Origin of the sequence: Haloarchaeobius litoreus (assembly GCF_024495425.1) — an archaeon.
GTDB classification, from domain to species: Archaea; Halobacteriota; Halobacteria; order Halobacteriales; family Natrialbaceae; genus Haloarchaeobius; species Haloarchaeobius litoreus.
Genome location: NZ_JANHJR010000002.1, coordinates 1,084,618 through 1,102,851, shown reverse-complemented (window position 1 = coordinate 1,102,851; position 18,234 = coordinate 1,084,618). Strand labels below are relative to the sequence as shown.

The window sequence follows — 18,234 nt, the reverse complement described above, 5'->3', positions numbered from 1 at the left end:
AGCGGCGAGGTAACACCCGTACCCATCCCGAACACGGAAGTTAAGCTCGCCAGCGTGTCGGGGAGTACTGGAGTGCGCGAGCCTCTGGGAAACGCGATTCGCCGCCTCCCATTCATACTTCATTCATACGTTTCGACGAGCGACAGCCTCACCGAACGGGGTGTGGGCTCGTCGGTCGATTCCGACTCGAAGAGCGACAGCTGGGTCGGTCGTCTGGAGTCGTTCACGAGAACGACAACTCGGTCATTCACCCGTACTGCGCGTACACACGAACCATCCAGCGACGACTGTCTCAGATGGAGAACTCGGCGCTGGCGTCGCAGTCGGCGTTGTTCGCGGCGAGGAACGCGGTCACGGTGTAGCTGCCGGGTTCGGGCTCGTCCCACGCGCAGTCGTAGGTGATCGACTCGCCTGGTTCGAGTGTCGTGGACTGGAGCATCTGTGCAAACATGCGACCCTCCGCGAACGACCAGATCTCGGTGTCGCCGTCTTCGACGACGAGCACGTCGTGGGTCTGTGCGTTCGAGAACTGGAGGTCGACGGGGTCGGGGCCGTCGTTGGTGACGGTGAAGGTAAAGGAGACCTCGTCGGTGGACGGATCGACGTCGAGCTGCCCGGTGAGCGACATGGGTTGCCGTTCCGTCGGGGAACCCATAGGCGTTCCGCCGAGTCGTCACGGTTATATCTGGTGTTCGCATAACCGAAAACGGATTATGGAGTTCGACCCCGACAGGCCGCGGGGGTTGCTGTCGCGTGCGGACCGCGAGTACCTCCTCGGGTTGAAAGAGATGGAGCACGAGCAGTCGAAGCGCAACGCGGAGGCGCGTATCCGCAGGCGTGTCACCGAGGGTATCGTCGACTTCTACCTGCTGGTCCGCAACCTGGAGCGCAAGGACAGGAAGCAGATCTTCGAGAAGGGGATGGACGATCCGGCGTTCCGGTACGGGCTGGTCGGGATGCAGACGTTCGCGTACATGGGAATGAAGGAGACGGGCATGGAGTTCGAGCACGTCCTGGGACCAGCGATCACGCGTGCAGAGGAAGCATACGCGGCAGAGGGGTTCGACAGCACGGTCGACGTGGACGTCACGTTCGACGTGGACGTGACCCTCGGAACGGGGCTGGACTCGGTCGCGGACCGTCTCCGCGCGGGCGAGGCGGTCGGGCCGAACGAGTTCCTCTCGGTGATGGGCGGCGAGGGGGAAGTGCTGGAGGACGTCGAGACGGTGGCGCTGGACCTGAGCGATGGCGGGATCGGCATGGAGCACGGCGAGTTCGTCGACCGGGTGGCGGCGTTCCTCGACGGGGAGGCGACGTGGGAGAACGAAGAGCGCGTCCACATCGCCGTCGGCGACGACGTGGGGTCGACGTAGTCAGTTGGGGACGCGTCGTCCCCAGAGGGCGAGGATGCTGGGGAGGACGAGCACGGCGCCGACGAACGCGAAGACGATGGCGACGCCGATGACGATGCCGAAGCGCTGGAGCGACGGGACGATGGCGAGCGCGAGCGTCGAGAAGCCGGCTGCGGTCGTCACTGCACTGCCGAGCAGCGCGCCACCGGTCCCGTCGACGGTCGCGGTGAGGGCGTCGTCGACGCTGCCGAGGCGTTCGAGTTCGTCGGTGAAGCGTTCGGACATGTGGATGCTGTAGTCGACACCGAGCCCGATACCCAGGCTGGTGATGAGCGCGGTCTGTGCGTTGAAGGGGATCTCGAGCAGGTACATCACGCCGAGCACCCACGCGAGCGAGAGCACGACGGGGACGATGGTGAGCGCGCCGAGGCTCGCGTAGCCGTCGAATATCCGGTAGCCGACGACGAGGACGGCCAGCACGGCGAGCACGGTCACGACGAGCGTGACGACGACGGTCTCGAGCAGCCCGTCCTGGACGATGGCGGTGAGGACGGGCTGGCCCGTCGCGGTGGCGGTGAGGCCGTCACCCTGTGCAGGTTCGACGGCGGCCTGCATCTCGTCGCGGACCTGGGGGACCGGCGAACCGCCCTGGATGGACACCTGCACGCGCAGGGCGTCGTACTCGCCGGCTCCGTTCCGGGCGACGACCTGACGGGCCTGCTCGGGGGCGGTGCGGTAGAGTCCGTCGTACACCGCGGTGAGGTTCTCGTCGGGGACGCCGTCGTCGTCGGTGTCGGCGGCGGCGACCGTCGCGGCGAACGTCTCGTTCTGTGCGGCGACGGCCCGGATGGTCGTGACGGGGTCGAGGATGCGCGGTTCACCGTCGGCGAGCGTGATGACCGTCTCGCCGTCGGCGGCGCGTTCGCGCACGGCGACGACTCTGTCCAGCGTCCCGGGGTCGGTCACGCGCCCCTCGATGAGCAGTTCGGCGCGGGTGGTGTCGCGCTGCTGGAGGAAGTTGTCGTTGAGGAACTCGGCGTTCTGCCGGATGTTGTACTCGCCGGGGGTGAACGGCTCGGGGAGTTCCTCCATCCAGTCGGGTGGTTGTTCGGTGAGGAAGTCGCTGCGGTCGAAGCTGGTGTCGACCTGCGTGCCGCCGTAGGCTCCGACCCCGCTGAGCAGGACGGCAACGAGGAGGACGACGACGGGTGCACGCTTCGCACCGACGGTCCCGAGCGAGAGGAGTCGGCCGACGACGGCGGTGTCGCCGCCGAAGGGCGACTTCCGGCGGTCGAGGTCGACGCGTTCGAGAAGGGCGTCGACCTCGACCTTGAGTGCGGGGATCAGCGCGCCGAAGACGACGAGCGTGCTGACGATGCCGGCCGCGCTGACGAGTCCGAAGTTCTGCAACGGCGCGAGCGGGCTGACGAGGTTCGAGAGGAAGCCGATGGAGGTGGTGACGGTCACCCAGACGAGGGCGATGCCGACGCTGCCGAGCGCGAGCACCATGCCGTCGCGCGGACCGGGGTCATCGGTCCCGGCGCGGACCTCGCGGTGGCGCATGAACACGTGGATCGCGTAGTCGATGGCCAGCCCGATGAGCAGGATGGGGACGGCGATGAGCGTCGTCCCGAACGGGATGTCGAACCAGCCCATGAAGCCCTGCATCCAGACGAGAACGAGGCCGATGCCCAGCGTGCTGAGTACGATGTCGACGAAGTCGCGGTAGGCGACGACGAGGGTGAGGATGACGAGCAGCAGGGCGACCGGGCCGATGATGGCGAAGCTGTCGCCGATGGAGCGACCCGTCTCGTCCTCGACGATGCCGACGCCGAAGACGAACGCGTCGTCGCCGAAGCGGTCGGCCGCGATGTCCTGCATGAGGAGCTGGGCGCTGGAGACGCTCTCCGGGAGACCGTCACCGCCACCGGTCTCCTGGAAGGCGACGACGACGGTGGCGTTCGTGGTCTTCGTGCCGGGCTCGTAGTGCGTCGGGAGCAGGGTGAGGGGGTCCTGCCCGCCGGTCGGCGCGTCGGTGTCCGGCGAGAGCACGCGCTCGACGATGTCTTCGACCTCCGATGCGTTGCGCGATTCGACCGCCTCGACCTGCCGGCTGAGGTTCGGCGGCGGGCCGCCGGGACGGCCGGCCTGCGCGCGTTCCTGCTGGACGGCCGCGATGGCGACGACGTTGGCGACGCTGACGGTGCTCGGTTCGTCGGCCAGGGTCGCCGAGACGCTGTCGTTCTCGGCGAGCGACCGCTGGAAGGCGAGTACCTCGAGCAGCGACTCGCGCGTGAGGACGTTGTCGTTCCGGACGACGATCTGTACCGTGGTCCGGTTCACCGCGTCGGGGTCGCCGAAGTTGGCGTTCACGTAGTCGAGCTTGTCGGCGGCGACCGTCTCGGTCTGGAAGCTGTCCGTCGAGGTGGACATCTCGACCTGTCCCGCGGCGCTGCCGACGATCGCGGTCGCCACGAGCAGGACGAGAATCACCAGTTTGCTGTGCGAGACGATGCCGTCCGCGACCCGTCCCGCCAGCGACCCCTCCGTTCGTTCCGCTGGCTCCTCGTTCACGGGGGGTACTGCCGGTGGAGGCGACAAAGCCGTTACGATAATCTGGATACAGTATAATCGGATTTGGATTATGCGACGGGCGAGCGACACGGCTTTAGCCCGAACGGCGTTACAGAGAGGTGTGCAGGTCGTCGGCTACCGGACGGAGACCGTGGAGCACGCGCCAGCGCTGCTGTTGGCGAGCGGCGGCACGGTCGAGGACGAGCCGCTCACGCCCGGGACGGCGCTGTCGTTCTCGCTGGGTGACCGCTGGTGCGCCGGAGCCGTCGACGGCGACGACCACTACGCCTGCGACCGACCCGGGTCACCCTACTGCGACCAGCACACGAGCCGGTGGCCGTGTGCCCGATGTACCGGCGACTGCGACCTGCCGCTCTCGAACTGTCGCGAGGAGCACGCGGTGTACCTCGCGGCGTTCGCCCCCGACGTGTTCAAGGTCGGAGTCACGAAATCCCACCGGCTGGAGACCCGGCTCCGCGAGCAAGGGGCCGACCGGGCGGCACACGTCCACACCGTCTCGGACGGCCGCATCGCCCGGCAGCTGGAGGCGGAGTACGCGGAGGAGATTCCGGACCGGGTGCGCATCCCGACGAAGATCGCCGGACTCGACGGGGCCGTCGACGATGCCGCGTGGACCGACCTCCTGACGGAGTTCGACATCATCGGGACGTACACGTTCGACTACGGGCTCGACCTCGACGTGCGCCCAGTGTCCGAGACGCTGCTCTCGGGGACGGTGCGCGGGGTGCAGGGACGGGTCCTCGTCCTCGACCGCGGTGGGACGACGTACGCGGTCGACCTGCGGGAGCTCGTGGGCTACGGGGTCACGCAGGAGGCGACCGACCGGCGGCTCCAGTCGAGCCTCGGCTCGTTCCCGTAGCCCGGTGGCGCGGTGGGGTGACGTGGTTCCCCGCGAGAAAAACCCTTTTCGGGCCGGAGACTGAAGCCAAGCGTATGGCAGAAGACGAGGAGACAGCCGAGGACGCCCAGAACGGCGACGACGAGCAGAAGTCCTTCCGCGAGCGGGTCGAGGAGATCCGCGAGCGACGCGAGGAGGAGTCCGACGAGGACCGACGCGAGCGCATGGAGGAGATGATGGGCGGCGGTGGCGGTCCCGGCGGCCCCGGCGGCCCCGGCGGCATGGGTGGCGGCGGTGGCAACCCGTTCGCACAGATGATGGGCGGCATGATGGGCGGTGGTCCGGGTGGCGGCATGGGTCCCGGTGGCCGTGACGGCGGTTCGGACAACGAGGAGCTCGTCCGCGAGGTCCGCCAGCTCCGCGACGAGATGCGCGACCAGACCCGCGCGCTCAAGCGCATCGCCGACGCACTCGAGGACGACTGAACGAGCGTTCCGGCCGCGAGCGACGCGTAGACGGTCGCTCGTTGCGTCGGACGGCAGCCGACAGTTTTTACAGGCTGGATTGGTGAATGTGCCAACACAGATGTCACTCTCGGCAGTCGCGCTGTACGTGCTGGCGAGGGAGCTCCCGGACACACACACGAAGGCGACGCTCTCGTTCGCCCCGGTCCTCTTCATCGGGACGCTGCTGCAGTTCGCGACCGCCGACCCGACGGTCCACGCCGCCGGGCTGGCCGCCGTGGCCCTGGGCGGGCTCGGCGCGGTGCTGGTCGTCTCGGACGGCCTCAGAAAGCGGTTGACCTTCGCGCCGGATATCTACGACACGTCCTCGTAGAGCGACTCCAGGCGCTCGATGGCGTGGTCGATGCTGACCTCGTCACGCCGGTCGAGACAGTTCTCCGAGAGCCGGTCGCGCTCGTCGAGCGCCCGCCGGATGCCCCGCCGGAAGCCGTCGATGTCGCCCCGGTCGAAGTGGTAGCCGGTGACGCCGTCGTCGACAGTCTCGGCCAGCGCGCCGGCGTCCACCCCGACGACGGGCGTGCCGCAGGCGTTGGCCTCCAGCGCGACGAGGCCCTGGGTCTCGACGGGCGAGGGGAAGGTGAACACGTCGAGCGCGGAGTAGAACGCGGCCATCTCGTCGCGGTCGAGGAACCCGAGGAAGCGTACGTCGACGCCGCTACTGCGGGCCTGCCGTTCGAGGTCGTCCCGGGCCGGGCCGTCGCCGCCGAGGACGACCGTCACGTCGAGGCCCTCGGCGGCCGTGATGACGTCCGACAGGCGTTTCTCGTAGCCGTGGCGGCCGGTGTAGCCGACCAGTGTCCCCTCGAGACCGTACCGCTCGCGGAACGCGGCAGTGTCGACCGGCCGGAACTGCTCGACGTCGATGCCGTTCGAGACCGCACGGACCGGCGTCTCGACGCCGACGTCGTCGAGGAGCTTCCGCCGGGTCGGTTCCGACGGCGTGATGACGAGGTCCGCACGGTTGTAGAACCAGCGCTCGTAGTGTTCGCTCAGCCGTCGGAGGCCGCCCGTGATGCGGTCCGAGGAGGCGATGTAGTTCGCGTACTCCGCGGTAGGCGTGTGGTACGAGGCGACCAGCGGCTTGTCCTCGGAGCGGGCCACACGGAGGCTCGCGAGCCCGAGTCCGAACGCCGTGTGGGCGTGGATGACGTCGGCATTGGTCGCCACCTCGGGTACCTGTGGCGCGCCGACGCGGAACCCCTCGTAGAACGGGAACGGGACCGACCGGACCGGGTGCTCACTGGCCACCGGCACGTGGTCGTCCGAGTCCGGGTAGACCACGTCCATCCAGCCGCCGTTGCGGTTCCAGTGGTCCCGCCAGGACTTGATAGTGTAGGTCACGCCGTTTACCGTCGGCAGATAGGTATCGGTAAAGGCTGCAACCTGAAGGTCCATTATCGGCCGATTGACCCTTGAGAACTTAAATCACCTGACTTCAGTGTCCCGCTATCAGGTCCCGGTAGGTGTCGGCTAGCTCCGCGCCGATCTCGTCGAGGCCGTGCGATTCCGCGGTCTGGCGGGCGTTCTTCCCGAGGCGCTCGCGGAGCTCCGGGTCCGCCTCGAGGCGTGCCAGTGCGTCTTCGAACTCCGCGAAGTCCTCACAGATGAGGCAGTCGTGGCCGTCCTCGAAGTACTCCCGGAAGACGGGGATGTCACGGAGGACGCAGGCCTTCTCGCACGCCATCGCCTCCAGCACGACGAGGCCCTGGTTCTCGACCTTCGCGGGGAAGCAGAACACGTCGCCCGCGCCGTAGGCCATCCGCTTGTCGTCGACCCAGCCGGTGAAGGTGACGTTCTCCGGGGGGTCCTGGACCCACCTCCGCACCGTCTTCGACGCCGCCGGCCCCTCCTCGTAGGTCCCGAACCAGGTGAAGTCGTAGTCGGTCGCCTGCGCCAGCTCGCAGAACGTCGTCAGCCCCTTCCGCTCGAAGACGTTCCCGACCGCGAAGACGACCATCCCGTCGAGGTCGTACTCCGCCCGGGTCGCCTCGCGGAACGACTCGTAGCCTTCGAGCGGTTCGAGGTCGATGCCGTTCGAGATCGGCTTGATGGGCGCGTCGACCGGGTACGACTCCAGCACCCCCTTCGTGTACTCGGAGGGACAGAGCACGAGGTCGGCCTGGGAGTAGAAGTGCTTGAGGTAGACACCCAGCGCCGGCGCGACGACGTTCGAGAAGCGGAACGAGTCCCGGAAGTCCTCCTTCGTGACGTGGGTGTGCAGAATCAGGGGGATGTCCTGCGCCTTCGCCCGGCGTGCCAGCCCGAGCGACACCGGACCCGCCATGTTCAGGTGCGCGATGTCGTAGTCCACGAGCGGGTCGTCGCCGTAGGCCCACGACGCGAACAGCGCGTCGGGCATCGAGCCGTCGGTCCACGGCGACGTGACCACGTCTATCTCCGGTGCCGCCCGCGAGAGCGCCTCGCGCTGCTGGTCTGCGGCCGTTCCCATGCCGCTCCGGTGCATCTGGGACTCCAGTTCGAGGTGGTTCAGGACGCGCACTGTCCCGTTGGTTACCCGACGACAGAAAATAGGTTTCGACTCGTGTTCGTGAACCGGAGTGACTCACCCGAGGTGGCGGCCCCATCCGTCGCGGCTCCCGAGCGTTTGCAGCCGCCGGACGAGAGCCAGCTGCCGAGACGGGCCAGCTGCCGGAACCCCACTCGACAACGGTAGCCCTTTGCCCACCCACCAGAAACCACGTGACAGGAATGAGCGTCGCGGCGGAGCGGATCGAACGGCTCGACTGCCTCGCGAGGGAGGCGACCCGCGCAGGCGAGGATGAACGGGCCCGGTACTACGTGCGGCTGGCGAGACGCATCGCCGAGCGGAACCGGCTCTCGCTCCCGCGGCGGTTCAAGCGCTTCACCTGCGATGCCTGCGACGCGTACCTCGTTCCGGGGACGAACGCGCGCGTGCGTCTGCAGGACGGCCACGTGGTGGTCACCTGCGACTGTGGAGCGCACGCGCGGTACCCGTACGAGTAAGGGTGGAGTGGGCCGGAGACGGCCCCGAGCGGCGGCGCTATACCGGTTCTTACGGCTGTTTGGAACAACATTCAAACCGCTGGCCCGCAAAGCCGGAGCCACGAATGAGTAGAGAGGACCTTCGGAAGCAGGCACACGACCTCGACGTGACGGTCTGGGTCGGTAAGGGTGGAATCGAATCGGTGACAGCGGAGCTAGAGGACCAGCTCAAATCGTCCGAACTGGTGAAAGCGAAGTTCCTGCGGGCGGCCCGCGGCGGCACGTCGACGGCGGAACTCGCCGAGGAGCTCGCGGAGCTGGTCGACGCGGAACTGATAGAGACACGAGGGAACACCGCGGTGTACCACTGATGTCGGGGGCGTTCGCGCTGCTCACCGGCCTGTTCCTCCAGGGGAACAACGGCTACACCGGGGTCAGAGGTGTCCTCTCTGACCTGGGCGTGCCCGACGGCATCCTCGGCGTGACGGCGCAGTTCACGAAGTTCGTCATCGCGTTCGTCGTGGTGTACGTCGTCGGCCGCGTGGTCGTTCTCCCGCTGGCGAACCGTGTGATGGACCGCCGCGGGCTCGACCGTCACGCGAAGCTGCCCATCAGGAAGCTCGTCCACTTCGTCGTCGTCTTCGCGGCCATCACGGTCGCGTTCGGCTTCGCGGAGTTCGGGAACTTCCTGACCGCCCTGGCGACCATCGGCGCGGCGGCGACGCTCGCCATCGGCTTCGCGATGCAGGACATCATCGCGAACTTCGTCTCCGGCGTGTTCATCTTCACCGACAAGCCGTTCCGCATCGGCGACTGGATCGAGTGGAACGGCAACTCCGGCATCGTCGAGGACATCAGCCTGCGGGTGACCCGCGTCCGCACCTTCGACAACGAACTGCTGACGGTGCCGAACTCCCAGCTGACGAGCAACGTCGTCAAGAACCCGGTCGCGAAGGACCAGTTGCGGCTCCAGTTCCTCTTCGGCATCGGCTACGACGACGACATCGACCAGGCGACCGACATCATCCTGGAGGAAGCCTCCGCCCACGAGGGCATCCTCGACGACCCCGAGCCGTCGGTCCGGCTGACCGAACTCGGTGACTCCTCCGTCGGGCTCAAATCCCGCATCTGGATCGAGAACCCCTCGCGTGCGGACTTCGTGAAGACCCGTGGCGAGTACGTGCAGGCCGTCAAGGAGCGGTTCGACGAGGAGGGTATCGACATCCCCTACCCGAACCGTACCGTCGGCGGCGCGCTGGAGATCGAACAGCTCGCGAACGTGCCGGCGGACGACTGAGGCCGTCTCTCGGTTCGTTTTTTCGTATCGCGCACTGACGACGCAGCGACTCCGAGCCGTCGGCTCGGCAGGAGGTCGAGGCTCGTCGGCGAGCCAACGGCTGGTCGGTGGTGAGAATGCGATATGAGTGGTGGACCCCGAGGTTGCCCGGCGTTCACGGCCGGGGAGTCCCGGTGGCCTCCTCCACCCCGCGACCCATCGAGCGACGGGTGTCCGACGGTGGGCTGCTCACTTCCGTGCCTGACCCAGTGCCGCCGACCAACGACGGGCGAGTGCCCCTGCGGGCACCGCCCGGCGACCGCCGTCCCCGACGGACGAGGCTTCCACGTCGGCTCCCGGGGCCCGGTCGCGTCTGACCGGACGTCCACGGGCTTCGGTCCCCGCTAAAGACCATATCGCGGGTTTCGAGCAGGGCCTAACTGCCCGACCTAGTCCACTCAACCGTAGCCGCTTGGCTCTTAAGGTCTTTTCGACTCGGAAACCGACCGGCGGCGACGGGGTCGACCGGGTGAAGAGCGGACCGACTCAGCCCCGCAGAACGCCGAGAACGTCGGCGTACCAGACGCTCGTGCCGGTGAAGACGACGCCGAGCGCGAGGACGACCCACCGATGGTACGCGAGCCACGTCTCCGTCCCGATGCTCGACACCACGCTCTCCTCGACACCGGTGGCCCACAGCAGGGTCAACAGCGTCGCAGCGAGTCCGATGACGAGCGCCACCCCGGCGGCGAGGTCGGGTTCCGTTCTGGCCTCACGGCCGGCCGCGAGAACGACGATGCCGACGAGCGCAAACAACGTCAGGTACGTCGGCGCGACGAGCCCGTAGCCGTAGTACGTCTCCAGCGCGGCCACGCCAGACGAGGAGAGCGCGACGTACGGGGCGAACACGGCGATGACGAACCCGATTCCGGCGGCGATGCCGACGGTCGGTGGCGTCCGGACGTCTACCATGTCCGAGCATCCGAGTGCGGACCGCATAAGCCCGACGAAGGACGAGGCGGGCCGGCGCGGCGGAGGCGGAACGCACAACACCCCGGAGTGCGCATGACCGGGTATGGGACTGGGTTCGAAGGCGAAGGCGCTGCAGACCGTCGCCGACCGCGCGGAGCAGCTCTACGCACAGCTGATGGACATTCGGGAGCGACTCGCCCGCATCGAGGACGACATCGAGGATTCGAGCGACCGGGTCGTCACGATCGAACGGGAGCTCGAGGAACAGCGCGTCATCCTCGACGCGCTCGCCGAGGACGCCGGGCTGGACATCGAACGGCGCATCGCCGAGGCGTCCATCACGCACGCCGAGAGCAGTGGCGACACCAACGAGGGCGGTGACACCGATGCGACTGAAGAAGGAGCAGCGGCGACGGAAGACGAGGCGACGGAAGGCGGGAATTCGACCGCGGAAGACGGCACCGACGACGAGTAATAACACCTATCGGCCGGCGACAACAATTGCCGACCGATGACGACGCACGAACGGCCACTGGGGTCGGTGCTCGACACCGTCGGCCGGACACCGCTGGTGGAAGTGCAGGCCGCACCCGACGAGGTGTCGGTGTACGCGAAGCTCGAATCGTTCAACCCCGGTGCGAGCGTGAAGGACCGCATCGGGAAGTACATGCTGGAGGCGATGCTCGACCGCGGCGAGCTGGAACCGGGCGGCACCGTCATCGAGCCGACGGCCGGCAACACCGGCATCGGCTTCGCCCTCGCGGCAGGCCAGCTCGGCGTCGACGCCGTCTTCGTCGTCCCCGAACGCTTCTCCGTCGAGAAACAGCAGCTCATGCGCGCCCTCGGCGCGGAGGTCATCAACACCCCGACCGAGGACGGCATGGAGCGGGCCATCGACCGGGCCTACGAGCTCGCCGACGAGCTGGACGGCGCGGTCGTCCCCCAGCAGTTCGGGAACCCGCTGAACGTCGAGGCGCACTACGAGACGACCGCCCCGGAGATCTACGACGCCCTGGACGGCGCGGTCGGAGCTATCGTCGCCGGCTGTGGGACCGCCGGCACCCTGATGGGCCTCGCGGAGTACGGCCACGAGCGGGACCCGGAGACCTACGTCGCCGCCGTCGAACCCGAGGGCTCGCTGTACAGCGAGTTCAAAGGTGCCCACCCGGACGAAGGCGAGTACAAGATAGAGGGGATCGGCACCCACGACATCGACACGAACGAGCTGTTCGACCCCTCGCTCGTCGACGACATCGTCCAGGTGGCCGACCGCGCGGCCCATGAAGAGGTGAGTCGTCTCGCCAGCGAGGAGGGACAGCTCGTCGCCTCCTCGGCCGCCGCCGCGAGCATCGCGGCCCAGGGCGTCGCCGAGCGAATCGAGAGCGGCGAGATAGACGCGCCCTACGACACCGTCGTCACCGTGTTTCCCGACTCCTCCGAGCGCTACCTCTCGAAGGGGATCTACCGCTCCTTCGCGGAGTGGGACGGGTAGCGCGCTACAGGGGTCGGAATCGACCGGAACTACCCGCGCAGACGGCTGTGCTCGACCTTGATGCACTTGTTCTGGACGACGAGCAGTCCTGCCTTCTCCGCCCGGGCGGCCGCCTCGTCGTCGGCGATGCCGAGCTGGAGCCAGAGCGCCTCGACGTCGTCGCGTTCGAGCACGTCGTCGACGATGCCAGGGACCTCCTCCGACGGGCGGAACACGTCCACGATGTCGACCTCTCGGTCGACCTCGTCGAGGGAGTCGTACGCCCGCTCACCGAGTATCTCGTCGGCAAACGGGTTGACCGGGACGATCTCGTACCCCCGTGCCTGCATGTACTTCGGGACGTCGTGGGCGGCCTTCCCCGGCGTGGTGGAACAGCCAACGACGGCGATGGTGTCGAGGTCGAACAGCTGCTCGAGCTCCGCGTCGGTCTGGATCGGCATGCACCGCTAGAGGCAAGCCAGCGCGAAAAGCGTATCTCGTTATCTGGACGCAATTCCGGCCGTGTGGAGGGTGGGCTCCCCACCGTCGCCCTCCTCGACTTCGATGACCGCGTCGAACAGCTGCTTCAGCGTGTTCATGGTCTGGTCGTCGTGTGCCGTCGAGTCGATGACGTACACGCCGAGTGCGTCCGCCGACTGCACGCGACCGGTGAACACGTGCAGGAACCGGAACACGGTCTGGAGGTCGGAGTACATCAGCAGCGTCGAGACGGAGTGGAGCAGGATGCGGTTCTTCCGGTGTCCACGCACCTCGTAGAACTCCTCGAGGAATTCTGAGAGCTTGATACCGATGCCGGTCATGTCGACGGGCGAGGACGCGTACTTGATGCGGGCGTCGTCCTTGACGTTGCCGACACCACGCTGTTTCGTCACGCAGTCGACGACGCCGACGTCCACGGCGTCGATGTCGTCGACCCGACCAGCGTACTCCTCGATGATCTTCTCCGCGCTGTCCTTCGTCGTCACTACGATGGACCCCTCGCCCTGCGTCGATCCGCTGGCGAGGATGTCGAGCGCGATCCGTCGTTTCCCCGTCAGCGGCGGCCCTGCAATCAGCAGGTTCGTCCCAGGGTCCAGTTCCGCATCCGGTAGAACGTCAGCAAGGTCATACATGGCGTGCCCTCGTCACCTGAAACCGGCACCGCAGTTTGTTGTACGCGCAGCCCATTCCCTCGTCTGGTAGAACGATACGGCATCCAGCTTATAGTGTTTTTGATTATCTCACCTTCGACAGGAACGGTTATTTCCATGACGCTATCCGAATGCAACCACGGCCCGCCCGACGATGAATGCACCGGCCGCGAGGAACATGCCGTACTTCAGGCGCGACTGGCTGGCCGTCGGGTCCGAGAATCCCTCGTAGGCCGCGTACGCCATCACCGCGTCCGCCGGGAGGACGGCGACCAGGTAGACGACGCCGAACGTCCCCGTGAAGTACGGGACCGGGCTCGCGAGCACGGCGAGTGCGAGCGCGCCGGCGGCGACCAGCAGTGACCGCCGCTCCCCGATAGCGACCGGGAGCGTCGTCAGTCCCTCCTCCCGGTCGCCGTCGATGTCCTCGACGTCCTTGATGATCTCCCGGCTGACCGTCGAGAGCGCCGCCAGGGCGAACAGCGTGGCCGCGGTCGCGGCGTTGCCGACAGCCGCCCCCCCAAACAGGAACGTACTGCCGCCGAGGTAGGCGACGAGCAGGTTGCCGAAGCCCGGCGTCCCCTTGAAGAACTTGGTGTAGAGCACCAGCGAGAGGAGGTTGAACGCGGCGATGCCGATGGCGAGAAGCGGCAGGAACAGCGCGGCGACGGCCGCCCCGACGAACAGCACGGCGCTCCAGAGCAGGGCACCACGTGGCGTGACCGCACCGCGCGGGATTGCACGGTCGGGGTCGTTGATCCGGTCGATGTCACGGTCGAAGTAGTCGTTGATCGCGTTCCCAGCGGCGGCGGCCAGCACCGTGGCCGCGACGGCCGCGGCGGCGTTCGTCACGGGTGCCGGATCGAACACACTGGCACCGACCGCGACGAACGCGCCGATGAACGTCAGCACCCCGGCGACCAGCGCGTTGACCGGCCGTGTGAGCTCCAGCAGTCCGGCCAGCTGCTCCTGCGTCGTCGTCATACGCTCCACTCCAGAGGGGCTGGACAAAAAAGGCGTGATTGTCGGCTCAGACCGCCGCGCGGGCGCGAGCGTCGGCGGCCAGCGCCATCGACGGACCGCCAGCTGCAGCCGGCGTGACGCCTGCATCGCCGGCCGTCACGGCGTGGGTGACGTCGGCCGGCATGGCGACGATGCTGGCGGACTCGTTGCCGACCTCGACATTGCTCTGGTCGATGTCGATGACGTAGCTGTTGTCGTCGGTCGGGTCCGGGGTGGAGCTGTCGTCGCCGACGACCTGGCTACTCCCGTCGTCGGAGCCGTTGACGACCCACGGCTCCTCGTTCCAGGCCTCGAAGTGGAGGACGACGTAGTCCGTGTCGCCGTTCGAGCTGTTCGTCCGGACGACGATGACCGCGTCGTTCTCGCCGAGGTCGAAGGTGTCGGTGCTGTCGTCGACGAGTTGCGTCCCGGTATCGGTCTCGTACTCGTCGAGGACCTGACTGAAGCTCTGCTGCTTGAACCACCCGGTGTCGAAGTCTGAGTCGTCCGGCACGTCCTCGCCGTCGACGTAGATCTCGTGGTCGGACGTCGTGTTGTCTATCTGGTCGAACGTCCCCTCGGTCCCGTTGCAGGTCACCTCGTCGTACTCCTCGCCGCCGTGGGTCTGCGTGTCTCCGGTCTCGGAGACGTTGGCACAGTCGTACGTCGTCGCCTCCGCCGAGAGCATCGTCCCCACGTACTCCTCGACCTGCTCCTCGTCGACGCCGAGCGTGTCGGCGATGTTGATGGTCCGCGAGGGACGGGTCGACGCAGTCGGGTCGTTCGCGTTGCCGGACAGCGTGACTGTCTCGTCGTTGATGCTCACCTCGACCGTCGTGTCCTTGTACTCGATGACGTTGTACCGCTCGTCGGTAACGCTTCCAGCAATCTGACGGAACGTCTCGTTGAGTTGGCCCGAATTATCAACCTGAGATGCATTCCCGCCGGTCGTGCTGGCTAGCTCCTCAAGGAATGTCTGGTTGGTACCGCCACCAAGACCGACTGCCTGAATCTCGACATTTTCATTGAGGCTCTCCACAGTGCTAATGATTTCTTCGTTAGAATTGTAACTCGGTTGCCCGTCGGTTAAAAGAACCATGACTTTATTATCATTATCTCCTTCTAACAGTTCGCTCTCTCCCGCTTGTATTGCAGCTTGCATTGGCGTTCCTCCCTCAGAACTGAAACTATCCTCCAAACTGGCGTTTGCTCCATTGAAGTCCCCACCCGAGACTCCATCGATATCCCATAACTCTTGAGTGCCGGAATATGCGAACCTGATCACACCGACCTGATCTCCGTTAGAATCATTCAACATACCGATAAACGTTTCAGTTGCATCTACTCGACGGTTTTGTGGATCGTTTCCGAGTTCATACATCCGCACGTAGTTCCAGTTGTCAGTATCGATCGTCTCCCCCTCGTAAGCCCACTGGGTGCTCCCAGTCCCGGCATCTCCTTCATCGAAATACGGGTTGTTGGATACAAGCCATATCTGTCCGTCTGTGACGGTGATATCGCCTCCGTCATCGCTGAGCCTTCGTACATACTCTACCACGTCTTTGTCCCAGTCACCGCCTTTGCTCAGGTCGACGTTTTCGTATTCCGATCTGGTTGCAGTAGGGTTGCTGTGGTATTCAGGATCTAAGTACTCTACCTGCCATACCTGATTTTCGGGAACGTCTACAACGTTGTCGTCTGGGTCGGTGTAAGCCGCTTCCTCGGGAGTTTCCCAGAGTGTCCAGCCACCATCTAGTTCCACGGGACCACTCGTAATCTCGTTCACCTCGGGGTTCCCCATCGATCCGGAATCGTCGAGGACGAACACCACGTCCAGCGGTTCGCGCTCGCCGACCTCACGCGTCCGCGTCCGGTTATCCGCAACCATCGAGCCGACGACGGTCAGCCGGGCGTGGGACTGGTTGATGATGAGCGCGTTCGCGTCCTCGTCCTCGGTCACGGGCTGGCAGCCATTGACACCCATCGCGTCGCTCTCGGGGCAGTCGTCGTACTCCTCGGGGACACCGCCTCCCTCGCCCTCTTCGCTGTCGGGGACGCCGTCACCGTCGCGGTCGAACTCTGCGGTCTGGACGCTGGTGTCGAAGTGGAGCTCTGCCCGCGTGTTCCCGACCCCGTTGTTGCCGGCAGTCGTGTCGATCCTGTCCACTGCGAGCGCTCCGAACACCTCGGAATCCCGTCCGATTCCGAACTGACCGCCATCGTTCCCTGGCCCGTAGACGACCCCGGTGAACTCGCTGCCGTCGAGGAACTCCCCGGAACAGCCTGACTTGCAGTAGAACCAGAACCCGGCCGACCGGTTGGTGTACTGCGTTCCATCATGGACGCCCACCCTGGAGCTGTCGAGTTCGAGCTGCTCTCCGGACTCGCCGCCGGCGAACACACGGACCTGGCCATCACCTTGCACCCGGATTTCGGCACCTGGAGCGACGTCGACGTTCCCTTCGACAGCAAGGACGATGTCCCCGTTGGTCGTGTCCAGGACGAGCGTCGCGTCTTCCGGGACCGTGAGCGAGTCGAGGTAGAAGACACCCGGTGATTCGAGCGTCGCGGTGTCGCCCATCGAGAGCGTCGTCACGTTGTTCTGGATGACGCCGGTCCGGTTGTTGTGGTTCGCGCCGGCCGTCGTGTTCAGTGCCGCCTCGATCTGTTCGTCGACGTCCGGCAGGGGCGGAATGTGAGTCCCGTTGTCGGTCTCTCCTGCCACACATGAGCTCCCTCCGACATCATTCAATCCGGACCCAGTCGTGTTATTGAAATAGACGTTACCTGTTACCTCACAGTTACCACCGCTGAGTTCGACCCCCGAACCCGAGTATATCGTACCGTTGACTCGGGAGTTCGTGATGTCGATCTCACTGTTGGTGTAGATGTTTCCTTCGCCCCAGTTCTCCGGCTGGGAGGCGTACGTTCCCTGGCTTCCGTCGTAACTGTCGATGAGACCGTGCCGCTTCAGGTTGATCTCCCCAGCAGCCGACCCGGAGTAGAAGCCACCGAGCACCTGTGCGTTCTCGACGGTGAACTCCTCGGGCGAGAGGTCCTGCCCGAGGGGCACGGTGTACCGGAGCGTCCGGTTGTCGTGGTCGATCTCCTTGTCGAGCACTTCCTCCCCGAACTCGTCGTCGAGGTAGCGCTCCCAGGCCTCGTAGTACGTGTTGTTCTCGACGGTGATCGTCATCGAGCGAACCCGGTCGATGGTCGAGTTCTCCGAGACAGGCAGACAGAGCTGCTGGTCGAGGCCCGGCCCATCGTCGTCGATCTGCCGTGCGGTCACCTCACCCGAGCTCGACTGCAGGTCGCCTTGTACGTTGACGACGGGGAAGTCGATGCTCCGAACGGTCCTTCCGTCGATCTGGTCCGTCTGGTAGGTCAGGTCCGGCGGTGAGACGATGTTCACACCGTCACCGCTGTCGCGCCACACGCCGCCAGCCTGGTAGGCGACGGACTGGCCCTCGTCGTTGCGGTAGATGATGGAGCCGAGTTCCATCCTGGCTGTACAGGCCGCCTCGCCGTTCAACCTGAACGTCAGGTTCCCGTTCGTTTCGATCCGGACGTCGTCCGAGTTCCGGCCGCTCAGGTCGAACGAGGCGACGTCGTCGCTGTCCTGGAAGGAGAGCGTCCGGAGCCTGACGCTCGCCTCCTGCAGCGACAGTTCCGCGTTGTTGAGCTCGTTCTGCTGCTGTACCTCCTCCGTCGCAGACATACTCGCCATCAAGATGAGACCCGCACCAACCATCACCATCCCGAAAAGAAGCACCAGTCCGACGATTGCAGAGGCTGCACGACGCTCGGACGGGCCGAATCTGGGGGATATCGAGAACATCGGTGGCTCCAGTGAATTGTCTGAGAACAGCAGCGCGCGCAGCATAAGTGTATCGGGCGAATCATTTATATTATTGCCTGGAACGAGCCATTTGTTTTCACATCTTTTGTGGTGAAAGACGCATCAGTGACGGACCTTCGGAATACGTCGGCCAAAAGCTATTAATACAAATTTGGACTTCATTCGAGCCTACCCAGCGATGAACTAACAGATGTCGCGCTAATCCAACCCACTTGCGGGTGAAAATA

General features: G+C 65.8%; 18 protein-coding genes, 1 rRNA gene and 1 other RNA gene. 10 read left to right on the top strand and 10 right to left on the bottom strand.

The window, feature by feature from the left end; translation table 11 throughout:
* Window positions 1-110: ribosomal RNA gene (rrf, locus tag NOW55_RS12380) — 5S ribosomal RNA — on the top strand; the annotation flags it as partial.
* A gap of 182 nt (window positions 111-292) precedes the next feature.
* On the opposite strand, the gene NOW55_RS12375 is transcribed toward rrf, so the two are convergent.
* Window positions 293-628, bottom strand: coding sequence for a BsuPI-related putative proteinase inhibitor (locus NOW55_RS12375; protein WP_256400396.1), 336 nt, complete (start codon window positions 626-628; stop codon window positions 293-295).
* 85 nt (window positions 629-713) lie between these two features.
* Between NOW55_RS12375 and NOW55_RS12370 the strand changes: the two genes are divergently transcribed.
* Window positions 714-1,373 carry a DUF8102 family protein gene (locus NOW55_RS12370; RefSeq protein WP_256400395.1) on the top strand — a complete coding sequence of 220 codons (660 nt, stop codon included), beginning with the start codon at window positions 714-716 and terminating at the stop codon, window positions 1,371-1,373.
* Here the strand turns inward: NOW55_RS12370 and NOW55_RS12365 are convergent, their stop codons facing one another.
* Complete coding sequence (locus NOW55_RS12365; RefSeq protein ID WP_256400394.1) at window positions 1,374-3,926, bottom strand: efflux RND transporter permease subunit; 2,553 nt, start codon at window positions 3,924-3,926, stop codon at window positions 1,374-1,376.
* 121 nt (window positions 3,927-4,047) lie between these two features.
* On the opposite strand from NOW55_RS12365, the gene NOW55_RS12360 reads away from it, so the two are divergent.
* The 3 genes from NOW55_RS12360 (at window position 4,048) to NOW55_RS12350 (ending at window position 5,622) form a co-directional block, all read left to right on the top strand.
* Window positions 4,048-4,806 carry a DUF2797 domain-containing protein gene (locus NOW55_RS12360; protein WP_256400393.1) on the top strand — a complete coding sequence of 253 codons (759 nt, stop codon included), beginning with the start codon at window positions 4,048-4,050 and terminating at the stop codon, window positions 4,804-4,806.
* A 74-nt stretch (window positions 4,807-4,880) separates the two neighbouring features.
* Window positions 4,881-5,270 (top strand): hypothetical protein, encoded by a 390-nt coding sequence (locus NOW55_RS12355; RefSeq protein WP_256400392.1) that lies wholly within the window; start codon window positions 4,881-4,883, stop codon window positions 5,268-5,270.
* 100 nt (window positions 5,271-5,370) lie between these two features.
* The gene (locus tag NOW55_RS12350; RefSeq protein ID WP_256400391.1) at window positions 5,371-5,622 is read left to right on the top strand and encodes a hypothetical protein; all 252 of its coding nucleotides are present in this window, start codon (window positions 5,371-5,373) and stop codon (window positions 5,620-5,622) included.
* On the opposite strand, the gene NOW55_RS12345 is transcribed toward NOW55_RS12350, so the two are convergent.
* Window positions 5,604-6,704: a glycosyltransferase gene (locus tag NOW55_RS12345; RefSeq protein WP_256400390.1), complete on the bottom strand. Its 1,101-nt coding sequence runs from the start codon at window positions 6,702-6,704 to the stop codon at window positions 5,604-5,606. The genes NOW55_RS12350 and NOW55_RS12345 overlap by 19 nt on opposite strands.
* 40 nt (window positions 6,705-6,744) lie before the next feature.
* Window positions 6,745-7,809 carry a glycosyltransferase gene (locus tag NOW55_RS12340; RefSeq protein WP_256400389.1) on the bottom strand — a complete coding sequence of 355 codons (1,065 nt, stop codon included), beginning with the start codon at window positions 7,807-7,809 and terminating at the stop codon, window positions 6,745-6,747.
* A gap of 209 nt (window positions 7,810-8,018) precedes the next feature.
* Here NOW55_RS12340 and NOW55_RS12335 point away from each other — a divergent pair, with 209 nt between their 5' ends.
* From NOW55_RS12335 to NOW55_RS12325, 3 genes are all read left to right on the top strand, one after another.
* Window positions 8,019-8,294 (top strand): ribonuclease P protein component 4, encoded by a 276-nt coding sequence (locus tag NOW55_RS12335; RefSeq protein WP_256400388.1) that lies wholly within the window; start codon window positions 8,019-8,021, stop codon window positions 8,292-8,294.
* 104 nt (window positions 8,295-8,398) lie between these two features.
* Window positions 8,399-8,644 (top strand): YhbY family RNA-binding protein, encoded by a 246-nt coding sequence (locus NOW55_RS12330; protein WP_256400387.1) that lies wholly within the window; start codon window positions 8,399-8,401, stop codon window positions 8,642-8,644.
* Window positions 8,644-9,570, top strand: coding sequence for a mechanosensitive ion channel family protein (locus tag NOW55_RS12325; RefSeq protein WP_256400386.1), 927 nt, complete (start codon window positions 8,644-8,646; stop codon window positions 9,568-9,570). Before NOW55_RS12330 ends, NOW55_RS12325 begins: the two co-directional genes overlap by 1 nt.
* A 128-nt stretch (window positions 9,571-9,698) precedes the next feature.
* Here the strand turns inward: NOW55_RS12325 and ffs are convergent.
* Both ffs and NOW55_RS12315 read right to left on the bottom strand, forming a co-directional pair.
* Window positions 9,699-10,009: signal recognition particle sRNA (gene ffs, locus NOW55_RS12320), an RNA gene on the bottom strand.
* 86 nt (window positions 10,010-10,095) lie between these two features.
* On the bottom strand, window positions 10,096-10,521 hold the full coding sequence (locus tag NOW55_RS12315) for a DUF7548 family protein (protein WP_256400385.1): 426 nt from the start codon (window positions 10,519-10,521) through the stop codon (window positions 10,096-10,098).
* A gap of 103 nt (window positions 10,522-10,624) precedes the next feature.
* Between NOW55_RS12315 and NOW55_RS12310 the strand changes: the two genes are divergently transcribed.
* Together NOW55_RS12310 and NOW55_RS12305 are read left to right on the top strand one after the other, a co-directional pair.
* Complete coding sequence (locus tag NOW55_RS12310) at window positions 10,625-10,996, top strand: DUF5798 family protein (RefSeq protein WP_256400384.1); 372 nt, start codon at window positions 10,625-10,627, stop codon at window positions 10,994-10,996.
* A 36-nt stretch (window positions 10,997-11,032) separates the two neighbouring features.
* Entirely contained in the window at window positions 11,033-12,013 is a 981-nt protein-coding gene (locus tag NOW55_RS12305) for a PLP-dependent cysteine synthase family protein (protein WP_256400383.1), read from the top strand.
* Window positions 12,014-12,042: 29 nt separating this feature from the next.
* Here NOW55_RS12305 and NOW55_RS12300 read toward each other — a convergent pair whose 3' ends face one another.
* The 4 genes from NOW55_RS12300 to NOW55_RS12285 form a co-directional block, all read right to left on the bottom strand.
* Window positions 12,043-12,453, bottom strand: a complete 411-nt coding sequence (locus tag NOW55_RS12300; protein WP_256400382.1) for a CoA-binding protein — start codon at window positions 12,451-12,453, stop codon at window positions 12,043-12,045.
* Window positions 12,454-12,492: 39 nt separating this feature from the next.
* Entirely contained in the window at window positions 12,493-13,125 is a 633-nt protein-coding gene (locus NOW55_RS12295) for an RAD55 family ATPase (RefSeq protein WP_256400381.1), read from the bottom strand.
* A 141-nt stretch (window positions 13,126-13,266) separates the two neighbouring features.
* Window positions 13,267-14,127: a geranylgeranylglycerol-phosphate geranylgeranyltransferase gene (locus NOW55_RS12290; RefSeq protein WP_256400380.1), complete on the bottom strand. Its 861-nt coding sequence runs from the start codon at window positions 14,125-14,127 to the stop codon at window positions 13,267-13,269.
* Window positions 14,128-14,173: 46 nt separating this feature from the next.
* Entirely contained in the window at window positions 14,174-18,031 is a 3,858-nt protein-coding gene (locus NOW55_RS12285; RefSeq protein WP_256400379.1) for a DUF7289 family protein, read from the bottom strand.
* Window positions 18,032-18,234: the final 203 nt, after the last annotated feature.